The organism is Tsukamurella ocularis (genome assembly GCF_024807615.1).
In the GTDB taxonomy this organism is placed as follows: Bacteria; Actinomycetota; Actinomycetes; order Mycobacteriales; family Mycobacteriaceae; genus Tsukamurella; species Tsukamurella ocularis.
This window is the reverse complement of sequence record NZ_JANUCJ010000003.1, coordinates 674,542-694,088: the sequence shown is the minus strand read 5'-3', so window position 1 is coordinate 694,088 and position 19,547 is coordinate 674,542. Positions and strand designations below refer to the sequence as shown.

Sequence of the window (19,547 nt, the reverse complement as noted above, 5' to 3'; positions counted from 1 at the left end):
CGTTCCCCGGCTGGGCTCTCTCAGCCGGGGAACGGTTCCTCCGTATGCCCGACGAGGTCGGCGACGGAATCGATTGTGCGGGTGGGGCGGTACGGGTAGGCGGTCACCGACTCGCGGGTGGAGATGCCGGTGAGCACCAGGATGGTCCGCAGCCCCGCCTCCAGGCCGCACACGATGTCGGTGTCCATCCGGTCGCCGATCATCAGGGTGTCCGCGGAGTGCGCCCCGAGGGCGCGCAGCGCCGACCGCATCATCAGCGAGTTCGGCTTGCCCACGTAGTAGGGGGAGCGGCCCGTGGCCTCGCGGATCAGGGCGGCCACGGCACCGGTCGCGGGCAGCAGGCCGTCGCGCGACGGCCCCGTCGGGTCCGGGTTCGTCGCGATGAAGCGCGAGCCGCGGTCGATGAGCCGGATCGCCGTGGTGATCGCTTCGAAGGAGTACGTTCGGGTCTCGCCGAGCACCACGTAGTCGGGATCGTTGTCGGTGAGCACGTAGCCCGCGTCGTGCAGCGCGGTGGTCAGGCCCGACTCGCCGACGACGTAGGCGGTGCCGTTCGGCCGCTGGTCCTGCAGGAACTTCGCGGTGGCGAGCGCGGAGGTCCAGATCCGCGATTCGGGTATGTCGAGCCCGGTGGCGACCAGGCGTGCGCGCAGGTCACGAGGGGTGCGCGTTGAGTTGTTGGTGAGCACCATGAACGGCGTACCGGCGGCCGTCAGCTCCGCGATGAACGCGTCGGCGCCGGGGATGAGGTGCTCCTCGTGGACGAGGACCCCGTCCATGTCCATCAGGTACGTCCACTCGCTCATGCCCGCGAATCTACTCCCGGCGGTTTCGCGTCGCTGTGATTCGAACCTTGACGACGGGCCGCGCGACAGGGCATTCTCGACGCAGGTCATGAGTGCCAGCGACAAGCCCCGGCTCGCTGGTCGGCAACCCTCCTCCGCGGTGGGGTGCTCCGGGTGACGACCTGGTCGCACCGAACGAGTGCGGCAAGCGCGGATTCGCGGCACGTCGGAAACGGGTGCTGCGCGTCCTCATACCGAAGGACATCTCTCATGAGCATCGCCACCACCGAGCGCACCGCCGTCTGCCTCACCCCGACCGTCCGCAGCACGCCGCTGTCGCTGGGCCCCCTCGCCGCCGTGACCGGCGCCGACGAGTACGCCCCGCTCACGGACGGCGCGACGGTCCGCTACGCCAACTTCGACTACGCCGCGAGCGCTCCCGCCCTGGTCGAGGTGCAGGAGGCGGTCCAGGCCGCGCTGGGCGAGTACGCGAGCGTGCACCGCGGCGCCGGCTACCTCTCGCAGCGCTCCACCTCCCGCTACGAGCGGGCCCGCGAGATCGTCGCCGAGTTCGTGGGCGCCCGCGCCGACGACCACGTCATCTTCACCGGCAACACCACCGACTCGCTCAACCTGCTCGCGGGCTGCGTGCCCGGCGAGGTCGTGGTCCTCGACTGCGAGCATCACGCGAACCTCCTGCCGTGGAAGCGGATCGGCGCGCGTGTGATCTCGGCGCCGCTGTCGATCGAGGGCACGCTCGAGGTGCTGGAGAAGGAGCTGCGCAGCCGCCCCGCCGCCCTCGTCAGCGTCACCGGCGCGTCCAACGTCACGGGCGAGGTGTTGCCGATCCGCCGGCTCGCCGCACTCGCCCACCGGCACGGCGCGCGGATCGCGGTCGACGGTGCCCAGCTGGTCCCGCACCGTCGGATCTCGTTGCGGGAGAGCGGCGTCGACTACCTCGCCTTCTCCGGCCACAAGCTGTACGCGCCCTTCGGCTCGGGCGTGCTCGTCGGTCGCGCCGACTGGTTCGACGAGGCCGAGCCCGTCCGCTGCGGCGGCGGCGCCAGCTACGAGGTGATCGGCACGCCCGTCTCGAAGTCTGTCGAGGTGGCCTGGCACACCGGGCCCGCGCGGCACGAGGCCGGCTCGCCCAACGTCCTCGGCGCCGTCGCCATCGCTGCCGCCTGCGAAGCCATCGAGCGCCTCGGCGAGGACGCCATCGCCCGTCACGAGCGTTTCCTCACCGACCTGCTGCTCCGCTCGCTCAAGGGCGTCGACGGGGTCCGCACGCTGAAGATCTGGGCCGACTCGACCGAGCGGGTGGGCATCGTCGCCTTCACCGTGGACGGTCGCACGCCCCGCGAGGTCGCCGAGTTCCTCTCGTCGGAGCACGGGATCGGCGTGCGCGACGGGAAGTTCTGCGCCCACCCCGTCGTTAACCGATTGGGATGCTACGACGGCGCCGTCCGCGCGAGCATCGGCCTCGGCACGAGCGAGAACGACGTGCGCCGCCTGGCGCGCGCCCTCGAAGACTTGTCCGCACGAGCGAATTGAACCCGGAGGAATCCATGACCGTCTCCCGCCCCGCACTGGTGATCACCGTCGACGGTGAGCCCGAAGCCTCGCACCTGACCCGCGTCCGTGCCGCCGACCTGCGCCTCGCACAGCGGGAGCGCGGCTACCTGCGCGCCGAGGCCGAGCGCGCCGGGCGGGAGCCGGGTGCCGTCGCGCTCGAGGTCGACGTGGTGATCGACGAGCGCGCCGCCGATGCCCGTGCCAGTTACGCCCCGAGCAGCTCTGCGCCGCAGGGGATCACGTACATCGGCACCCCGTCGGGCCTGAAATCCCTGATCGAGGATGTCTACGCCGCTGAGGTTGCCGACGCCGTCGTGTTGCGTCCCGTCGGCGGAGCGCGCACCAAGGACCTCATCGCCACCCTGCTCGCCGCGTAGCGCGGAGCGGGCATACTGGTCGGCGTGACCGAGCAGTACTCCGTCCGCACCGAGACCGTCCGCGCGGCGTTGGCCGCCGCGGGCCACCCGGACACCGTCCGCTTGGTGCCGGACGGTGCCAAGACCGCCGCGGAAGCCGCGGCGGCGTTGGGGTGCGAGGTGGGCGCGATCGCCAACAGCCTCGTCTTCCTGGCCGACGGTGCGCCCTTGCTCGTCCTGTCGAGTGGACGGCACCGAGTGGACACCGATTGCCTCGCGCAGCGGCTCGGTTACGGCGCGATCACTCGTGCGAAGCCCGATGACGTGACCGCCGCGACCGGCCAGGTCATCGGCGGCGTTTCGCCCGTCGGGCATCCGCGGCCGGTGGTCACCGTGATCGACGAGTCGCTCGCCGGTTACCCGGACCTGTACGCGGCGGCCGGGACGCACGACACGATCTTCCGCACCGACTTCGCCGCGCTCGTGGCGCTCACAGGTGCCAGAATCGTCACGACATCGGCGGCATAGGCCGGTTCGCCCGAGTCGACTAGTTCTCCTAATAGTTGTAAGCTGCACGTAGTTTTGCATGTCCGGCCACGGCGGCGTGGGCGGACGGAACCTGCGGAGGCGTGATGACGGACGAGGAACGGGCGGACCGGATCGAGGGGATCGTCGGCGTGATCGCCGAGCTCACTCGGCTCAAGGAGCGGCATGCGGTGATGACGCGGCATGCGGTCGCGCCGGACGGCGTCGAACTGGCGGCGTACACCGCGCTCTTCGCGCTCGTCAAAGGCGGGCCCCTGCGCTCGTCGGTGCTCGCGGACCAGATCCACACCGACCCGTCCACCGCGAGCCGGTACGTGACCACCCTGACCAACCTGGGCTACGCCGAGCGCACCGCCGATCCCTCGGACCGCCGGGCGGCGCTCGTCTCCGCCACGGAGGCGGGGGAGGCCAAGGTCGAGTTCATCCGGCAGCAGCGCAACGAGAAGCTCCGGCCCCTCATGGAGGAGTGGACCGACGAGGAGATCGACCAGTTCGTGACGCTCGGGAACCGGGCGCTGGTGCAGTTCGAACAGGCACTCAAGTTGATGCGGGACGGCGAGTGACCGCCGCGACCGCGAACCGTGACGCCGCCGCCGTTGTGGAGACCGCGGGCGCCGGGCTCACGCACAAGCAGATCCTCTACATCCTGTCGGGGCTCATGACCGGCATGTTCCTGGCCGCGCTCGACCAGACGATCGTCTCCACGGCGATCCGGACCATCGCGGACGATCTCAACGGCTACAAGCTGCAGGCGTGGGTCACCACGGCGTACCTCATCACCTCGACGATCGTCACCCCGCTGTACGGCAAGCTGTCGGACATCTACGGGCGCAAGCCCTTCTTCATGTTCGCCATCACCGTCTTCGTCATCGGCTCGCTGCTGTGCAGCACGGCCACGTCGATGTACGAGCTGGCGGCCTTCCGTGCGGTGCAGGGCCTCGGCGCCGGCGGCCTGATGTCGCTGGCGCTCACCATCATCGGCGACATCGTGCCGCCCCGCGAGCGCGCCAAGTACCAGGGCTACTTCCTCGCCGTCTTCGGCACCAGCTCGGTGCTCGGCCCCGTGCTCGGCGGCCTGTTCTCGGGCGCCGACAACATCCTCGGCATCTCCGGCTGGCGCTGGGTCTTCCTGGTGAACGTGCCGATCGGCATCGTCGCGCTCGCCGTCGTCTCCCGCGTGCTGCGCCTGCCGCACACCCGCCGCGAGGGAGTCCGCATCGACTGGTTCGGCGCGGTGGCGCTGTCCGTCGGCCTGGTCCCGCTGCTCATCGTCGCCGAGCAGGGCCAGGAATGGGGCTGGAGCTCCAGCAAGGCGCTGATCTGTTACGGCATCGGCGCCGCCGGCATCCTCGCGTTCATCGCCATCGAGAAGCGCATGGGCGAGGACGCGATCATCCCGCTGCGCATCTTCAGGAACGTGATCTTCGCGCAGGGCGTGCTCATCTCGATGGTCGTGGGCGCCGCGATGTTCGGCGGCATCTCGTTGCTGCCTCAGTACTTCCAGGTGGTCCGCGGCGCCAGCCCGACGAAGGCGGGCTTCCTCATGCTGCCGATGGTCGCGGGCTTGATGCTCGGCTCGATATTGGCCGGCCAGATGATCTCCCGCACCGGCCGCTACCGCGTCTTCCCGATCATCGGCGCGGTGCTCCTCACCGCGGGCATGTTCGGCATGCACTACCTCAGCGCCGACGTGGAGATCGGCTACGTCATGGCGGGTGCGGCCGTGATCGGCTTCGGCCTCGGCAACCTGATGCAGCCGCTCACCCTGGCGCTGCAGAACATCCTCCCGCCGCGGGACATGGGTGTCTCCACCGCTGCCGCGACGTTCTTCCGCCAGATCGGCGGCACGCTCGGCGTCGCGGTCTTCCTCTCCGTGCTGTTCTCGCAAATGCCGCACAAGATGAGCGGCCGGATGAGCGACGCGGCCGCGGACCCCGAGTACATGGCCGCCGTGCAGCGCGCCGCCGCCGGCCACGACGGCCCGGCCGCGCAGGACTTCGCCGCCAAGCTCGCGCACGGCGATTCCAGCGCCGTCAGCGACGTCATGTCCGACACCTCCGCGCTGCAGAAGCTACCCGACACCCTGGTGCACCCGCTCAAGGCAGGATTCGCCGACTCCATGGACGTGGTCTTCCTCGCCGTCACCGTGCTGGCGGCGATCGGCCTGGTCCTCGTACTGTTCTGGAAGGCGGTGCCGCTGCGCACCGCTCCGGCCGTCGAGGCGACTACCCCGGAGGCCGGCGCCGCCGCGACGCCTGACAGCATCGAGACTGCGGAGATCAGCGCCGCCGCGGCTTCCGTGGCGGGCACAGCAGCGACGGAGGAGACTGTGACCGAACCGCCCACCGGCCCCGTCCCCACACCGCCTACGCCCGCGCAGGCCGCGGCCTCCCGTTCCGAGATCGACGAGCTCCGGGCCCAGAACGCCTCGCTCGCAGCCGAACTCGCCGACCTCCGCACCGGCTATCGGGCGATCGCCGGTAACACCCGGCTGCGCGCCTCCGGCACCACCGACTCCGTGCGATTCGCCGTCGAGGCCACTGGTCCCGACGGGGCCCGGTCGGGCCGGATAATGCTGCCCCGCGGCGAGATCGCCACGCCCGCCTACGTGCCGGTGGCGAGCCGCGGCGCGATCGCCGGCCTCACCCCGCGTGAGCTGACCGACCTCGGCGCCGCGGCGCTGACCGTCGATCTGCACGAGCTGTATCTGCAGCCCGGCGTCGACGTCATCGAGGGCGCGGGTGGTATCGGCGCCGCGATGGCCTGGTCGGCGCCGACGATCGCCGACACCGGGGTCGCCGCCGTCGCGGAGCAGCGCAAGACGCGGATCACCGACGAGGGCATCGCCTTCCGCGGCCGCCTGGACGGGTCGCCGCACCGCTGGGACCCCGAGGAGGCGGTGCGCCTCGCGCACCGCATGGGCTTCGACGTCGCCTTCGCCCTCGCGGACGCGGCCGATCCCGCGCGTACGGAGCGCTGGGCCCGGCGGGCCCTCGCCGAGCACGCCTGGCAGACCGCGGACCGGCACGACGCCCTGTCGCTCTGGGCCGTGGTGACCGGCGGAGCGGATCCCGAGCGTCGACGGTCCGCGGCCCGCGCACTGCGCAGGCTCGCGGACGAGGACCGGCGGGCCGGCGGACTGGGCTTCGGCGGCTACCGGATCGAGGGCGTCGGAGCCCCCGCCCACGAGACCGCGCTGCTGCGTACCGCCATCGGCGAGCTCGAGACGGACCGGCCGCGCTACCTCGGCGGCATCGCCGGCCCGGCGGACCTGCTGGCCGCGATCGAGGCGGGCGTGGACCTGCTCGACGGCACCGAGCCCGCGCGGGCCGGCGCCGAGGGCCGCGTCTACACCTCGACGGGCGTCCTCGACGTCACCGATCCCGCGCTGCGCGCGGACTTCCGGCCGCTCGACCCCGCCGAGGGGCGGCCCGGCGGGACCAATCGGACCGACGCCTTCACCCGCGCCTACGTGCACCACCTGTTCGCCGCGAACGAGGGGCTTGCCGTGACGCTGTGCACCCTGCACAACGAGCATTTCTTCGTATCCCTCGCCGCGGCCGCGCGGCGCGCGATCCGCGACGGGGGTTACCCGGCCTTCGCTGTGTCTTTCCTGCGGCGGTTCGGTAAGGTCTAGCCCGATCCGCAATCCCGATCGGCAGGAGAAAGCCGTTGCGCCGCAGTGACCCGACCCGTTCCCTCGGCATCCTCGCGGCGGTCGCCGCGTCGGGCCTCCTGCTCGCCGGCTGCGGCGGGAGCGGCGACGAGGCGGCATCGTCGTCCGCCGTCCCGGACGTCGACGTGCCGTCGAAGGCCCTCGTCCAGGCCGACCTGCCCGCAGGGCTGGCCCTGTCCAAGGTGCCGAGCGACGACGCCTTCCAGGGCGCCATGAACTCCGTCGGCCAGGTGCAGGCGGCACAGATCACGCCTGCGGCCTGCAAGGACAAGAACGTCGCCGCGCAGCAGGAGGTGCTGGAGACGATCAAGTACGGCGTCCAGCAGACGTTGTCCAAGGACACGTCGTTGAGCTTCGGGGTGACCCTGCTACCCGGCTCAGCGCGGCTCTCGGTGTTCGAGGCCGCAGGAACCGGCGAGTGTGCAGTGATCGAGTACGGTGGCGGCGCGCTCAAGCAGGCGACCACCCGCAAGGACCTGCCCGCCGGTGCCGCAGGGGCGCAGGGCTTCGTCTTTGAGTTCGCACGCACCGCGAACGAGAAGACGGCGCGCTCGGCGTCGGCGTACTTCTCGAAGAACGGCGTGTTCGCGATGGTCAACGCGAACCCGAGTGCCAACGGAACGTACGACACCGCGACGTTCGACGACCTGGTCAGGCGCGTGGCCGGAAGGCTGTAGCGCTAGGACGTACGGAAGCGGCGGCGAGGAGATCCTCGCCGCCGCTTCGCGTCTCACGGTGTCAGTGCGCGTCGGACCCGGCGGTCTCGGCGCGGGCGATCGACCGGGCGATCTCCTCCTCGGCCTCCTTCTTGCCCACCCACGTCGAGCCCTTGACGAACTTGCCGGGCTCGAGGTCCTTGTAGTGGACGAAGAAGTGTTCGATGGCGTCGAGCTCGAACTTGTCGATGTCGCCGATGTCCTGGACCGAGTCCCAGCGGGGATCGCCGGCGGGAACGACGAGCACCTTGTCGTCGCCGCCCTTCTCGTCCTCCATCTTGAACATGGCGACGGCGCGGCAGTCGACCAGCGATCCGGGGATCACCGACTCCTGCAGCAGCACGAGCGCGTCCAGCGGATCGCCGTCCTCACCCAGGGTGTCCTCGATGTAGCCGTAGTCGGTGGGGTAGCCGAAGGCGGTGTACAGATACCGGTCCAGCTTGAGCCGGCCCGTCTTGTGATCCACCTCGTACTTGTTCCGCGAGCCCTTGGCGATCTCGACGGTGACCTCGAATTCGACGCTCATTGTTTCCCTTCGCTCGCGTCAACCATGCACGACGAGGATACCCTTTGCGAACCTGGTCCGACCCGCTCACTCCGCTCCCAGCCTCGGGCTGCCGTTAGGGTGGTGCGGTGCGACGCTCGCGGATTCGACGGACCCTCCTGCGCCTCGCGATCACCGTGGTCGTGCTGGCGCTGGTCGTCGGCGGCGCCGTCGCGGCCACCCTGGGATACGGCGTCTACCGCGACCGGCAGGCCGTGGCGGACACCGTGCCGCCGCGCCCTGCCGAGGCGTCCTACAGTCCCGCTATCACGCAGGTGGCGGGCACTGTCGCCCCCACTGCCGCCGGGATCACCACCCAGATCGAGGCGGCCCTGCGCAGTCCTGACCTGGGCGACTTCACCGGCGTCATCGCCGACGCGGGCACCGGCCAGGTGCTGTGGCAGCGGGACGCCGCGCGCCCCCGCACCCCGGCGTCGACCACCAAGGTGCTCACCGCCGCCGCCGCGCTGCTCACCCTGCCCGCCGACAAGCGGATCACCACCACCGTGGTCGCGGGCGCGGTCCCCGGCGAGGTCGTCCTCGTCGGCGCGGGCGATCCGACGCTGCGCGCGGGCGGACCGTCGCTGTTCACGGACGCGCCGAAGATCGCCGACCTCGCCGCGCAGATCCGCCGCGCCGGCACGACGGTCACCAAGGTCGTCGTCGACACCTCCCTGTTCACCGGCACCGACTTCGCCCGCGGCTGGGAGCGCGCCGACATCGCGGGCGGCGACATCACCCCGCTGCAGTCGCTCATCGCCGACTCCGGCCGCATCCGGCCCGCCGAGGACTACTCGCCCCGCGTCGCCGACCCCGCGCTGACCGCCGGCCGTGCCCTCGCCGCAGCGCTCGGCCTGCCGTCGACCGCCGTCGCCGAGGGCACCGCGCCCCAGGGCGCGGCGCAACTCGCCGCCGTCCGGAGCGCCCCGCTCAGCACCCGGCTGCACGACGCGCTGGTGCACTCCGACAACGTGCTCGCCGAGGCCATCGGCCGCGAGGTCGCGCTCGCCACGAACCAGCCGGCCTCGTTCGACGGTGCCACCCGCGCGGTCACCGGGGCGCTTCGGAACGCCGGCTTCGACCTCACCGGCGTCGAACTCTCCGATACCAGCGGCCTGTCGAACGCCAACCGCATTCCCGCGACGGTGCTCGACGGCATCGTCACCGCGGCGGCCGGCACGGGCAAGCCGCAGCTGCGCCCCCTGCTGGACCTGCTGCCCGTGGCCGCCGCCACCGGAACGCTCGCCGACCGGTACACCACCGTCAACCGGCCCGGCGCCGGCTACGTCCGCGCCAAGACGGGGAGCCTGTCGGGCGTCTCCACGCTCGCCGGCTACGTCCCCGGGCGCGACGGTGCCGTGCTCACCTTCACGCTCATGTCCTCCGGTACGCCGGTCGACGTGGCCCGGCCCGCGATGGACGCCGTGACGGCCGCGCTCCGCGGTTGCGGGTGCCGCTGATCGCCATGGCGGATTCGAAGTCGGTGCGCGCGCAGGTGGACTGGGCGCTCGCCGCGGCGTCCGGACGTCGCGTGGCCCGCGTCCTCGGCGACGGCCCCGCCGCCACCGCCTACACCCGCGACCGCGCCGCCGCCCAGCTGCTCGAGGACGCGGCCGCCGCCGAGGAGCACGTCCTGCGCGTGACCGGACTCGTCACCCCCGGGACCGCGCCGCCGGCGCGCACCGTGGACCGGCAGGAATGGGTCTCCGCGGCCGCCCGGTCGATGGAGGCGCTGATCGAGTCGGACGACGCGGGACACCCCGGCCTGGGTGCCCGCCTCGCGGGAGTGCAGGCCGGCGCCATGCTCGGCATGGTCTCCGGTTCCGTTCTGGGCCAGTACGATCCGTTCGGCGTCCGGGGTGGCGAGTTGCTGCTCGTCGTCCCGAACGTGCTCGCCGTCGAGCGGGCGCTGCGGCTGCGGCCCGAGGACTTTCGCATGTGGGTGTGCCTGCACGAGGTGACCCACCGCGTGCAGTTCGCCGCCAATCCGTGGCTGCGGGAGTACATGCGGGAGAACGTCGCCGCGCTCGCCGGGACCGCCGGCGCCGGCTCCCTCGGTGACCTCCTGGCCCGCGTTCGGCGGGCCTTGTCCGGCGACGCGCGGCACGACGGCATCATCGGCGTGCTCGAGGTCGCTGCCCCGCCAGAGCAGTTCGCCGCAGTCGAGCGGCTGCTCATGCTCGGCACCCTCCTCGAGGGCCACGCCGACCACGTCATGGACGCCGCCGGGCCCGGCGTGATCCCTACCGTCGCGACCATCCGCGCCGCCTTCGACCGGCGGCGCGCGGCACCGTCGAACCCGTTCCAGCGGCTCCTGCGGGCCTTGATGGGCATGGACGCGAAGATCGCGCAGTACGTGCGCGGCAAGACGTTCGTCGACGCCGTGGTGGCAGAGGTGGGCATGGAGCGGTTCAACCGCGTGTGGGCTGGCCCCGAGACGCTGCCGCTGCCCGAGGAACTCGACGAGCCGCAGCGATGGATCGCCCGGGTCCTGTGAGCCGCCCGGGGACTGCGGCGCTGCGCGTGCGGCACGCGGTCCGGGCCTGGCACGCCGCCCACGGATCGGGCCCGACGGTGGCCGTGGCCCTCTCGGGCGGCGCCGATTCCCTCGCCCTGCTCACCGGCGCGCTCGCGGAGGGCCTCGAGGTCGCCGCGCTCGTCGTCGACCACGGACTGCAGGAGGGCTCCGCTGCCGTGGCCGCGACCGCCGCGGCGACAGCCCGCGACCTCGGGGCGCGCCGGGTCGATGTCCTGCCCGTCGTGGTCGACGGTGCGGGCGGGCCCGAGGCCGCCGCCCGCGCCGCCCGGTACGCGGCGCTCGATAGCGCCCGCGACGGTGCCCCGGTGCTGCTCGGGCACACCCTCGACGATCAGGCGGAGACGGTGCTGCTCGGCCTCGGCCGGGGCAGCGGGGCGCGCTCGCTCGCCGGGATGGCGGCCTGGTCTGCCCCGTACGGCCGTCCGCTGCTCGGCGTGCGCCGCGCCGACACCCGGGCCGCGTGCAGGGAGCTCGGGCTCACCCCGTGGGAGGACCCGCACAACCTCGACCCGAGGTACACGCGCGTGCGGGTACGGACCGAGGTGCTGCCGCTCCTTGAGGACGTGCTCGGCGGGGGAGTGGCCGACTCCCTCGCGCGCACCGCCGCCTCGCTGCGCGCAGACAACGATGCGCTCGACGCGCTGGCGCCGGCACCGTCGGGCCCCGAGCTGGTGGTGGCCGACATCGCGGGACTGCCTGCAGCCCTGAGGGTCCGGGCGCTGCGGACCTGGCTCGCTGGATGCGGTGCACGGGCGCTCACGGGAGCCCACCTCGCGGCCGTCGACGCCCTCGTCACCGACTGGCGCGGGCAGGGCCCGACGGCGATCCCGGGCGGAAGTGCGGGGCGGCGGCTGCAGGTGCAGCGGGCAGGTGGCATTCTGAGGGCGTGGTGAACGGCACTGGTGAGTTGTACGCGGGAGACATCGCCTCGGTGGTCCTCTCCGAGGAGCAGATCAAGCAGCGGACCGCGGAGCTCGCGGCGCAGATCGCGGAGGAGTACGGCGATCGGGAGACCGATCTTCTGCTGATCACCGTGCTCAAGGGCGCGGTCATGTTCGTGACCGACCTGGCCAGGGCGCTGCCCGTGCCCACCCAGCTCGAGTTCATGGCGGTGTCCAGCTACGGCTCGTCGACGTCGAGCTCCGGCGTGGTGCGGATCCTCAAGGACCTCGACCGCGACATCGCCGGCCGCGACGTGCTCATCGTCGAAGACATCATCGACTCCGGCCTCACCCTGAGCTGGCTGCTGCGCAACCTCGCGACCCGCCAGCCCAACTCGCTCGAGGTCGTCACCCTGCTGCGCAAGCCCGACGCGGTGCGCGTGGAGGTCGACGTGAAGTGGGTCGGCTTCGACATCCCCAACGAGTTCGTCGTGGGCTACGGCCTGGACTACGCCGAGCGCTACCGCGATATGCCCTACATCGGCGTGCTGGAGCCCAAGGTCTACAGCGAATGACTCTGCTCACCGCTGCGGCCACCGCGGAGCGGGTGCGATCGGGCCGGCTCACCGCCGTCGACGCCACCCGCCAGGCGCTGGCCCGCATCGGTGACGATTCCGCCGTGCACGGCTGGCGCGTGCTGCGCCCCGAGCAGGCGCTCGCCGAGGCCGCCGCAGTCGACGCGCGGTCCGACCGGTACTCGCTGCCGCTCGCGGGCGTACCCATCGCGATCAAGGACAACGTCGCCGTCTCCGGTCACCGGATGCTCGACGGTGTCTCCGAGGCCTGCGGTGCGGGCCTGCCCGTCGAGCAGACCGACCACCCCGTGGTGAAGCGGCTGCGCGCCGCCGGCGCCGTCGTGGTGGGCCTGACCCGGGTTCCCGAGCTCTGCCTGTGGGCCATGACGGACGACGCCCGCGAGGTCGTCGGCAACCCGCACCGGCCCGGCCGCACCGCGGGCGGCAGCTCCGGCGGCAGCGCCGCCGTCGTGGCCGCGGGCCACGTCGCGCTCGCCCACGGCAACGACGGTCTCGGCTCGCTGCGCGGCCCCGCCGCGTGCACCGGCATCGTCGCGATCAAGCCCGGCCGCGGCGTCGTGCCCGCGCAGCTCGGGCCCACGAACTGGTTCGGCATGTCCGAGAACGGGCCGATGACGCGCACCGTCGAGGACGCGGCGCTGGGCCTCTCCGTGCTCGCCGGGCGCCCCGAGCTCGCGACCGTCGGCGACGGTGCCGGCCTGCGTGTGGGCCTCGGCCTGAACCGCCCGACGGCGTTCACGATCACCTCGCGCGCGATCACGCGGGCGGTGCAGGGCGCCGCCGACCGGCTCGCCGAGCGCGGCCACGCAGTCCGTGACGTGAAGGTGCCGTACCCCGCGTCGCCCCTGCCCCTGCTCGCCCGGTGGGCGGCCGCCGCCGCGACCGACGCCGACGACATCGTCGCCCGCGGCGCGAACCCGTTGCTCCTGCAGGCCCGTACGCGCCGGCACGCCGCCCTCGGCCGGGCCGTCGCGCGCCGCGGCCTCGTCCGGCCGGCCGATGCCGCCCGGCTCGAGAGTTCGCTGGAGCGGTTCTTCGCGGCCGAGGGCGTCGACGTGCTGGTGACGCCCGCCCTGGCCCGCCGGCCTGCGCCCGCGCGCCGGTACGCCGAGCTGCCCTGGGCCGCCAGCGCGATCCCGAGCCTCGCCTATGCGCCGTACCCGCCGCTGTGGAACCTCGTCGGCTGGCCGGCGATGACGGTGCCCTTCCTCGGCGAGGGCGTGCAGCTCGTGGCGCGCCCCGGCGGCGAGGCAGACCTGCTCGCCTTGGCCGCGAAGATCGAGGTCTGAGGTCCGCGTCGTCTTTCTGCGCCCAGAAAGGTGTAGCTGCCTCGACTCAGGACCGCTTGCGCAGGAGGGGAGTGCCCTCGAAGGGGTTCCAGCTGGTGCTGCCGCGGGCGGCGTGTAGGAAGTACGACCAGTTGGCCGTGGTCGAGTAGAGCAGGCCGATCACCACGCTGTACGAAGCGCCGGGAAACGTGAAGTTCAACAGGATCTCGATCATCGAGATCACGATGGTGATCGCCACCGCGATGCCGAACAGGCTCAGGCCCTTCCGCCACGGTCCCTTGATCGCGTAGTAGATCGGTCCGAAGAAGAACGCAGGCCCGTTGAAGCCCAGGCGGAAGCGTTGGCCGAAGGACAGCTGTTTGAAGGCGGCCGTCGCCTCGGGGGAGGATGCGGGCTGCCCGTAGCGGGAGTAGAAGTCGAACCGGCTACGCCACCGCTCCGGCACGTCGACCGCCGGCCCCGGGTGCGGCTGCTGCTGGCCGAACGGCTGCTGCGGGTACTGCTGGCCGTAGGGGTTCTGCGGGTCGATGGGGTACTGCGGCGGGACACTGTTCTCGGTCATTGCGGCAGCATAATGTGCGCGAAAGGGATGTTGTTCGCTCAGGGCGCACCCACGCGACCGGCCCGGTCCCGGCGCTGCACGGTAACCTGGGAAGTCGACCCAGCGCGGCCCGCCGCGCGCCGGAAGAAGAAGGACTGACGAGCCGCGAGGCGAAGCCATATGAAACGGAAATCACTCATCCGCACGCTGGCGATCATCGCCGGGTTCGTCCTGCTGGTCTGGGCGTTCACCATGGTCGGCGGCAGCAACCGTGACTACAAGCCCGCGTCCACCTCGCTGGTCGTGCAGCAGCTCGAGGCGAAGAACGTCACTGACGTCCAGATCGACGACCGCGAGCAGACGCTGCGCGTGACGCTGGCGAAAGCCGTCGACGGCGAGAACGGCACGGACGGCTCGACGAAGGTCTTCGCGAAGTACCCCGCGGGCACCTCCCGCGACATCCTCGGCCTCGTGCAGGACGCGCGGAACCCCGAGGGCAAGCCCGTCACGTACACCACGAACGTGACGCAGGAATCGCCGTGGATCTCGATGCTGCTGTTCACGCTGCTCCCGATCCTGCTGCTGGTCGGCCTGTTCTTCTTCCTCATGAACCGGATGCAGGGCGGCGGCCGAGGCGGCGTCATGGGCTTCGGCAAGAGCAAGGCCAAGCAGCTCACGAAGGACATGCCCAAGACCACTTTCGCCGACGTCGCCGGCGCGGACGAGGCGGTCGAGGAGCTGTACGAGATCAAGGACTTCCTGCAGAATCCGGCCCGATACCAGGCCCTGGGAGCGAAGATCCCGAAGGGCGTGCTGCTCTACGGCCCGCCCGGCACCGGTAAGACGCTGCTCGCGCGCGCCGTCGCGGGTGAGGCCGGCGTGCCCTTCTTCACGATCTCCGGTTCGGACTTCGTCGAGATGTTCGTCGGTGTCGGCGCCTCCCGTGTGCGCGACCTGTTCGAGCAGGCCAAGGAGAACAGTCCCTGCATCATCTTCGTCGACGAGATCGACGCCGTCGGCCGTCAGCGCGGCGCCGGCATGGGCGGTGGCCACGACGAGCGCGAGCAGACCCTCAACCAGCTGCTCGTCGAGATGGACGGCTTCGGCGACCGCCAGGGCATCATCCTCATCGCGGCCACCAACCGGCCCGACATCCTGGACCCGGCGCTGCTGCGCCCCGGTCGCTTCGACCGGCAGATCCCCGTGACGAACCCGGATATCGCGGGCCGCAAGGCGATCCTCCGCGTGCACGCCCAGGGCAAGCCGCTGGCCCCCGACGCCGACCTCGACGGCCTGGCCAAGCGCACCCCCGGTATGTCCGGCGCCGACCTGGCGAACGTGGTCAACGAGGCGGCGCTGCTCACGGCCCGCGAGAACGGTTCCGTCATCACGGCGCCCACGCTCGAGGAGGCGGTCGACCGCGTGGTGGGCGGTCCGCGCCGCAAGAACCGCATCATCAGCGAGCACGAGAAGAAGGTCACCGCGTACCACGAGGGCGGCCACACCCTGGCCGCGTGGGCCACGAAGAGCCTGGACCCGGTGTACAAGGTCACCATCCTCGCCCGCGGGCGCACCGGCGGCCACGCGCTGGCCGTGCCCGAGAACGACAAGGGCATGTACACCCGCAACGAGATGATCGGCCGGCTGATCTTCGCCATGGGCGGCCGCGCGGCGGAGGAGCTGGTCTTCGCCGAGCCCACCACCGGCGCGTCGAGCGACATCGACCAGGCCACCAAGATCGCCCGCGCGATGGTGACCGAGTACGGCATGAGCGCCCGCCTGGGCGCTGTGAAGTACGGACAGGACGAGGGCGACCCGTTCATGGGCCGTGGATTCGGTAGCGGCGCGCAGTATTCCGACGCCGTGGCCGCACAGATCGACGAGGAGGTGCGCTCCCTGATCGAGGCCGCGCACACCGAGGCCTGGGCGATCCTCACCGAGTACCGCGACGTCCTCGACGTGCTCGCCAGCGAGCTGCTGGAGAAGGAGACGCTGGTCCGCAAGGATCTCGAGCGGATCTTCGAGTCCGTCGAGAAGCGGCCCGTGATCACGCAGTTCGACGACTTCGGGGGCCGCATCCCGTCGACCAAGCCCCCGATCAAGACTCCCAAGGAGATCGCGATCGAGAAGGGTGAGCCGTGGCCGCCCGTCGACGAGGAGGCCGAGCGCCGCAAGGCGGAACAGGAGAAGGCCGCGGCCCTCGCCGCCGCCCAGTCGGCGCCGAACGGTCACGCCGGGCAGAACGGCCAGTGGGGCGCGCCCGCGCCGGCCGGACAGCCCTGGCCCTCGCCCGGCGCACCGTCGGGGTACGGCCAGCAGGGGCAGCCGCAGCCGGCCTACGGCCAGCCCGGCTACCAGTGGGGCGGGCAGCAGGCCTACCCCGGCCCGCAGTACCCGGCGCCAGGATACGGACAGCCGCAGGGCGGTCAGTACGGTCAGCAGCCGCCGCAGCCTGGCAGCCGCCCCGACTACGGCGCCCCCGCAGGCTGGTCGGCGCCCGGATGGCCGCCGCAGGGCAACACGCCCGAGGGGCGGACCCCCGGTGAGACCGGTCAGCAGGGCGGGGAGCAGTCCGGCCCGGGCCGATCGAGCGAGAGCTGATGGGCAAGGACATCGGGGCCGCTGTGGCCCCGTTCGATCACGAGCGCGCCGTCGCCGCGGTCCGCGAGCTGCTGATCGCCGTCGGCGAGGACCCGGACCGCGAGGGGCTGCAGAAGACCCCGGAGCGGGTCGCGAAGGCCTTCAAGGAGGTGTTCGGCGGGCTGCACACCGACCCGGACGAAGTGCTCAACACCACCTTCGGCGAGGACCACGACGAGCTGGTGCTGGTCAAGGACATCCCCATGTACTCGACCTGCGAGCACCACCTGGTCTCCTTCCACGGCGTTGCGCACGTGGGCTACCTGCCCGGCACCAGCGGTCGAGTGACAGGTCTGAGCAAGCTGGCCCGCCTCGTGGACCTGTACGCCAAGCGGCCGCAGGTGCAGGAGCGGCTCACCGCGCAGATCGCCGACGCGCTGGTCCGCAAGCTCGACCCCCGCGGCGTGATCGTGGTGATCGAGGCCGAGCACCTCTGCATGGCGATGCGCGGCATCCGTAAGCCCGGCGCGAGCACCACCACCTCGGCGGTGCGCGGCGCGTTCAAGGACAGTGCGACCTCGCGCGCCGAGGCGCTCGAACTGATCCTGCGCCGGTGACGGAGCAGCCCGGCCGCACGCTCATCATGGGCGTCGTCAACGTCACCGCCGACTCCTTCTCCGACGGTGGCCGCTACCTCGAGCCCGGCGCCGCCGTCGCACGGGCGCGGGAGCTTGTGGCCGACGGTGCCGCCATTGTCGATGTGGGCGGGGAGTCGACCCGGCCCGGCGCGCACCGGGTGCCCGCCGAGCTGGAACGCGACCGCGTGGTGCCGGTGATCGCCGCGCTCGCCGCGGAGGGCATCGCCGTCTCCGTCGACACCATGCGGGCCTCCGTGGCCGCCGCCGCGCTCGCCGCGGGCGCCGCGATCGTCAACGACGTCTCCGGCGGCCGCGCCGACCCTGACATGACGCGCGTCGTCGCCGACTCGGACGCGCCGTGGATCCTCATGCACTGGCGGCCCTCGCCCGGCGCGCCGGGACCGGTGTGGGCCGGCATCCATCACGAGATCACCGAGTACGACGACGTCGTCGCCGAGGTCCGCGACGAGCTGCTGCACCAGGCCGACGCCGCGATCGCCGCGGGCATCGCCCCCGAGCGGATCGTGCTGGACCCCGGTCTCGGCTTCGCCAAGAACGCGGTCCACAACTGGGAGCTGCTGCGCGGCCTGCCGGCGTTGCAGGACACCGGTTTCCGGATCGTGGTCGGCGCCTCCCGCAAGCGCTTTCTCGGCGAGCTGCTCGGCGGCCGCGAACCCGCGGGCCGTGAGGTCGCCACTGCCGCGGTCTCCGCCCTCGCCGCGCAGGCAGGGGTGTGGGGCGTGCGCGTGCACGACGTGCGGTCGACGGCGGACGCCATCGCCGTGACCGAGGCCTGGATGAAAGGTGGTGCCTGACATGGCGGACCGGATCGAGCTCACCGGCCTGCGGGTGCGCGGCAATCACGGCGTCTTCGAGCACGAGCGGCGCGACGGGCAGGAGTTCGTGATCGACCTCGTGCTGTGGGTCGACTCGCGGCCCGCGGCGGCGTCCGACGACCTGAACGACACCGTCGACTACGGTGCGCTCGCGCAGCGCGCCCACGACATCGTCGCGGGGGAGCCGCGCAACCTCATCGAGACCGTCGCCGCGGAGATCGCCGACGATATCGCCGCTGACGAGAAGGTCTACGCCGTCGAGGTGACGGTGCACAAGCCGTCCGCCCCGATCCCGCTGTCTTTCGCCGACGTTGCGGTGACGGCTCGGCGGTCTCGGGCTGCGGAAAGGCGCGTACCCCAATGACCCCTTCCGCTGATGTCGTGGTCGTCGCCCGCCGGTTCCGCTCCGGCGCCCGGGGCGCACAGTGAGCCGCGCCGTCCTCTCTCTGGGCGCCAACCTCGGCGCCGCGGATGTCGCCGTCCGCGCCGCGATCGGCGCCCTCGGCCCTGCCCTGGTGCGCGCGTCGGCTCTGTACCGCACCCCGCCGTGGGGCGGGGTCGAACAGGACGACTTCGTCAACGCGACGGTGCTGGTCGACGACCAGGCTCGGGACGCGGCCGGATGGCTGGCCTTCGCCCGCGAACAGGAGGCCGCCGCGCAGCGCGTCCGCGACGTCCGCTGGGGCCCGCGGACCCTGGACGTCGACGTGATCGCGGTCTGGGAGGGCGACGGGCCCGTGCTCTCCGACGACCCCGAGTTGACCCTGCCGCACCCCCGCGCGCACGAGCGTGCCTTCGTCCTCATCCCCTGGCTGGACGCCGATCCGGCGGCGCAGCTGCCCGGGCACGGCGCCGTTGGCGACCTGCTGCGGGCTCTGCCCGCCGACGAGACTGCGGAGGTGACGCGCCTATGAGCGGACCGTCGAACCGCCTGGACCGGGCGCCCGAGGAGCCGGGCGGCCCGACGGTGCGCGCGACCGGTTGGGTCGAGCTGGTGGTGATCGTGCTGGGCGTGGGCCTGGGCTCGTACCTGCTGGTGCGCACCGTGGTGCCGGTCGTCCCCGTGTGGGCGGGGGCGCTGTTGTACGGCGTGGCGGCGGCGGACCTGTACATCGCCCAGCTCGTGCGCTCGCGGCTGAGCCGCGGCGAGGTCGGCTGGGGGCCCGGGCGGATCCACCCGATCGCCGTCGCCCGCGCCGTGGCGCTCGCCAAGGCGTCCGCGTACCTCGGCGCCGTTGCCCTGGGCTTCTTCGGCGGCATGCTCGTCTTCCTCCTCACCGAGGGCGCTGCCTTGGCCGCCACCCACGCGGACCGGCCGGGCGCCTGGATCGGCGCCGCCGGGGCGCTGCTGCTCCTGGCTGCCGCGCTCTGGCTCGAGCGTTGCTGTCGCACACCCGACGATCCCGACGACCAGCCCGCCGACACATCGCCAGCCTGAGGAATCCGACC

Annotated in this window: 20 protein-coding genes, 1 pseudogene and 1 riboswitch; of the genes and pseudogenes, 18 read left to right on the top strand and 3 right to left on the bottom strand. The window is 72.1% G+C overall.

Features of this window, described 5'->3' with window-relative positions:
* Positions 1-20: 20 nt before the first annotated feature.
* A complete protein-coding gene (locus HNP44_RS14910; protein ID WP_259141791.1) occupies positions 21-806 on the bottom strand; it encodes an HAD-IIA family hydrolase in 786 nt (261 codons plus the stop codon).
* A gap of 84 nt (positions 807-890) precedes the next feature.
* Positions 891-1,002, top strand: a riboswitch (SAM riboswitch).
* 53 nt (positions 1,003-1,055) lie between these two features.
* Between HNP44_RS14910 and HNP44_RS14905 the strand changes: the two genes are divergently transcribed.
* From HNP44_RS14905 to HNP44_RS14875, 7 genes and pseudogenes are all read left to right on the top strand, one after another.
* Complete coding sequence (locus HNP44_RS14905) at positions 1,056-2,339, top strand: aminotransferase class V-fold PLP-dependent enzyme (protein WP_259141790.1); 1,284 nt, start codon at positions 1,056-1,058, stop codon at positions 2,337-2,339.
* A 14-nt stretch (positions 2,340-2,353) separates the two neighbouring features.
* Complete coding sequence (locus tag HNP44_RS14900) at positions 2,354-2,737, top strand: hypothetical protein (protein WP_259141789.1); 384 nt, start codon at positions 2,354-2,356, stop codon at positions 2,735-2,737.
* Positions 2,738-2,761: 24 nt separating this feature from the next.
* Entirely contained in the window at positions 2,762-3,244 is a 483-nt protein-coding gene (locus tag HNP44_RS14895) for a YbaK/EbsC family protein (RefSeq protein WP_259141788.1), read from the top strand.
* Between the two features lie 104 nt (positions 3,245-3,348).
* On the top strand, positions 3,349-3,825 hold the full coding sequence (locus tag HNP44_RS14890; protein WP_259141787.1) for a MarR family winged helix-turn-helix transcriptional regulator: 477 nt from the start codon (positions 3,349-3,351) through the stop codon (positions 3,823-3,825).
* Positions 3,822-5,498 (top strand): annotated as a pseudogene (locus tag HNP44_RS14885) (MDR family MFS transporter); the annotation flags it as partial. The gene HNP44_RS14890 and the pseudogene HNP44_RS14885, both read left to right, overlap by 4 nt.
* Before the next feature lie 63 nt (positions 5,499-5,561).
* Complete coding sequence (locus HNP44_RS14880) at positions 5,562-6,899, top strand: tRNA-guanine transglycosylase (RefSeq protein ID WP_374758793.1); 1,338 nt, start codon at positions 5,562-5,564, stop codon at positions 6,897-6,899.
* 35 nt (positions 6,900-6,934) lie between these two features.
* Positions 6,935-7,615, top strand: a complete 681-nt coding sequence (locus HNP44_RS14875; protein WP_259141786.1) for a hypothetical protein — start codon at positions 6,935-6,937, stop codon at positions 7,613-7,615.
* Between the two features lie 61 nt (positions 7,616-7,676).
* Here HNP44_RS14875 and HNP44_RS14870 read toward each other — a convergent pair whose 3' ends face one another.
* A complete protein-coding gene (locus HNP44_RS14870) occupies positions 7,677-8,180 on the bottom strand; it encodes an inorganic diphosphatase (protein WP_068523642.1) in 504 nt (167 codons plus the stop codon).
* A gap of 107 nt (positions 8,181-8,287) precedes the next feature.
* On the opposite strand from HNP44_RS14870, the gene dacB reads away from it, so the two are divergent.
* Genes dacB through HNP44_RS14845 form a run of 5 tightly spaced genes read left to right on the top strand, consistent with a single transcriptional unit; the run spans position 8,288 to position 13,503 of the window.
* Entirely contained in the window at positions 8,288-9,658 is a 1,371-nt protein-coding gene (gene dacB / locus HNP44_RS14865; protein WP_259141785.1) for a D-alanyl-D-alanine carboxypeptidase/D-alanyl-D-alanine endopeptidase, read from the top strand.
* 5 nt (positions 9,659-9,663) lie between these two features.
* Positions 9,664-10,695, top strand: a complete 1,032-nt coding sequence (locus HNP44_RS14860) for a zinc-dependent metalloprotease (protein ID WP_259141784.1) — start codon at positions 9,664-9,666, stop codon at positions 10,693-10,695.
* A complete protein-coding gene (gene tilS, locus HNP44_RS14855; RefSeq protein ID WP_259141783.1) occupies positions 10,674-11,630 on the top strand; it encodes a tRNA lysidine(34) synthetase TilS in 957 nt (318 codons plus the stop codon). Before HNP44_RS14860 ends, tilS begins: the two co-directional genes overlap by 22 nt.
* The gene (gene hpt / locus HNP44_RS14850; protein WP_068524691.1) at positions 11,627-12,193 is read left to right on the top strand and encodes a hypoxanthine phosphoribosyltransferase; all 567 of its coding nucleotides are present in this window, start codon (positions 11,627-11,629) and stop codon (positions 12,191-12,193) included. The genes tilS and hpt overlap by 4 nt, the downstream gene beginning before the upstream one ends.
* Positions 12,190-13,503 carry an amidase gene (locus tag HNP44_RS14845; RefSeq protein ID WP_259141781.1) on the top strand — a complete coding sequence of 438 codons (1,314 nt, stop codon included), beginning with the start codon at positions 12,190-12,192 and terminating at the stop codon, positions 13,501-13,503. Before hpt ends, HNP44_RS14845 begins: the two co-directional genes overlap by 4 nt.
* Before the next feature lie 46 nt (positions 13,504-13,549).
* Here the strand turns inward: HNP44_RS14845 and HNP44_RS14840 are convergent, their stop codons facing one another.
* Complete coding sequence (locus tag HNP44_RS14840) at positions 13,550-14,065, bottom strand: DUF2628 domain-containing protein (RefSeq protein WP_259141780.1); 516 nt, start codon at positions 14,063-14,065, stop codon at positions 13,550-13,552.
* Positions 14,066-14,224: 159 nt separating this feature from the next.
* On the opposite strand from HNP44_RS14840, the gene ftsH reads away from it, so the two are divergent.
* The 6 genes from ftsH (at position 14,225) to HNP44_RS14810 (ending at position 19,536) form a co-directional block, all read left to right on the top strand.
* A complete protein-coding gene (gene ftsH, locus HNP44_RS14835) occupies positions 14,225-16,645 on the top strand; it encodes an ATP-dependent zinc metalloprotease FtsH (protein WP_259141779.1) in 2,421 nt (806 codons plus the stop codon).
* Positions 16,645-17,241, top strand: a complete 597-nt coding sequence (gene folE, locus HNP44_RS14830) for a GTP cyclohydrolase I FolE (protein WP_259141778.1) — start codon at positions 16,645-16,647, stop codon at positions 17,239-17,241. Before ftsH ends, folE begins: the two co-directional genes overlap by 1 nt.
* Before the next feature lie 26 nt (positions 17,242-17,267).
* The gene (gene folP / locus HNP44_RS14825) at positions 17,268-18,077 is read left to right on the top strand and encodes a dihydropteroate synthase (RefSeq protein WP_259142239.1); all 810 of its coding nucleotides are present in this window, start codon (positions 17,268-17,270) and stop codon (positions 18,075-18,077) included.
* Position 18,078: 1 nt separating this feature from the next.
* On the top strand, positions 18,079-18,462 hold the full coding sequence (gene folB / locus HNP44_RS14820; RefSeq protein ID WP_259141777.1) for a dihydroneopterin aldolase: 384 nt from the start codon (positions 18,079-18,081) through the stop codon (positions 18,460-18,462).
* A 61-nt stretch (positions 18,463-18,523) separates the two neighbouring features.
* Positions 18,524-19,012, top strand: a complete 489-nt coding sequence (gene folK, locus HNP44_RS14815; RefSeq protein WP_259141776.1) for a 2-amino-4-hydroxy-6-hydroxymethyldihydropteridine diphosphokinase — start codon at positions 18,524-18,526, stop codon at positions 19,010-19,012.
* Positions 19,009-19,536, top strand: a complete 528-nt coding sequence (locus HNP44_RS14810) for a DUF3180 domain-containing protein (protein WP_259141775.1) — start codon at positions 19,009-19,011, stop codon at positions 19,534-19,536. The genes folK and HNP44_RS14810 overlap by 4 nt, the downstream gene beginning before the upstream one ends.
* The last annotated feature ends 11 nt before the right edge of the window (positions 19,537-19,547 follow it).

Bases quoted from the DNA above. Each gene is read 5' to 3' on its own strand.
- HNP44_RS14910 (WP_259141791.1), bottom strand. From the start codon at position 806: ATGAGCGAGTGGACGTACCTGATGGACATGGACGGGGTCCTCGTCCAC.
- HNP44_RS14905 (WP_259141790.1), top strand. From the start codon at position 1,056: ATGAGCATCGCCACCACCGAGCGCACCGCCGTCTGCCTCACCCCGACC.
- HNP44_RS14900 (WP_259141789.1), top strand. From the start codon at position 2,354: ATGACCGTCTCCCGCCCCGCACTGGTGATCACCGTCGACGGTGAGCCC.
- HNP44_RS14890 (WP_259141787.1), top strand. From the start codon at position 3,349: ATGACGGACGAGGAACGGGCGGACCGGATCGAGGGGATCGTCGGCGTG.
- HNP44_RS14870 (WP_068523642.1), bottom strand. From the start codon at position 8,180: ATGAGCGTCGAATTCGAGGTCACCGTCGAGATCGCCAAGGGCTCGCGG.
- HNP44_RS14860 (WP_259141784.1), top strand. From the start codon at position 9,664: ATGGCGGATTCGAAGTCGGTGCGCGCGCAGGTGGACTGGGCGCTCGCC.
- tilS (WP_259141783.1), top strand. From the start codon at position 10,674: ATGGATCGCCCGGGTCCTGTGAGCCGCCCGGGGACTGCGGCGCTGCGC.
- HNP44_RS14845 (WP_259141781.1), top strand. From the start codon at position 12,190: ATGACTCTGCTCACCGCTGCGGCCACCGCGGAGCGGGTGCGATCGGGC.
- HNP44_RS14840 (WP_259141780.1), bottom strand. From the start codon at position 14,065: ATGACCGAGAACAGTGTCCCGCCGCAGTACCCCATCGACCCGCAGAAC.
- ftsH (WP_259141779.1), top strand. From the start codon at position 14,225: ATGAAACGGAAATCACTCATCCGCACGCTGGCGATCATCGCCGGGTTC.
- folE (WP_259141778.1), top strand. From the start codon at position 16,645: ATGGGCAAGGACATCGGGGCCGCTGTGGCCCCGTTCGATCACGAGCGC.
- folP (WP_259142239.1), top strand. From the start codon at position 17,268: ATGGGCGTCGTCAACGTCACCGCCGACTCCTTCTCCGACGGTGGCCGC.
- folB (WP_259141777.1), top strand. From the start codon at position 18,079: ATGGCGGACCGGATCGAGCTCACCGGCCTGCGGGTGCGCGGCAATCAC.
- HNP44_RS14810 (WP_259141775.1), top strand. From the start codon at position 19,009: ATGAGCGGACCGTCGAACCGCCTGGACCGGGCGCCCGAGGAGCCGGGC.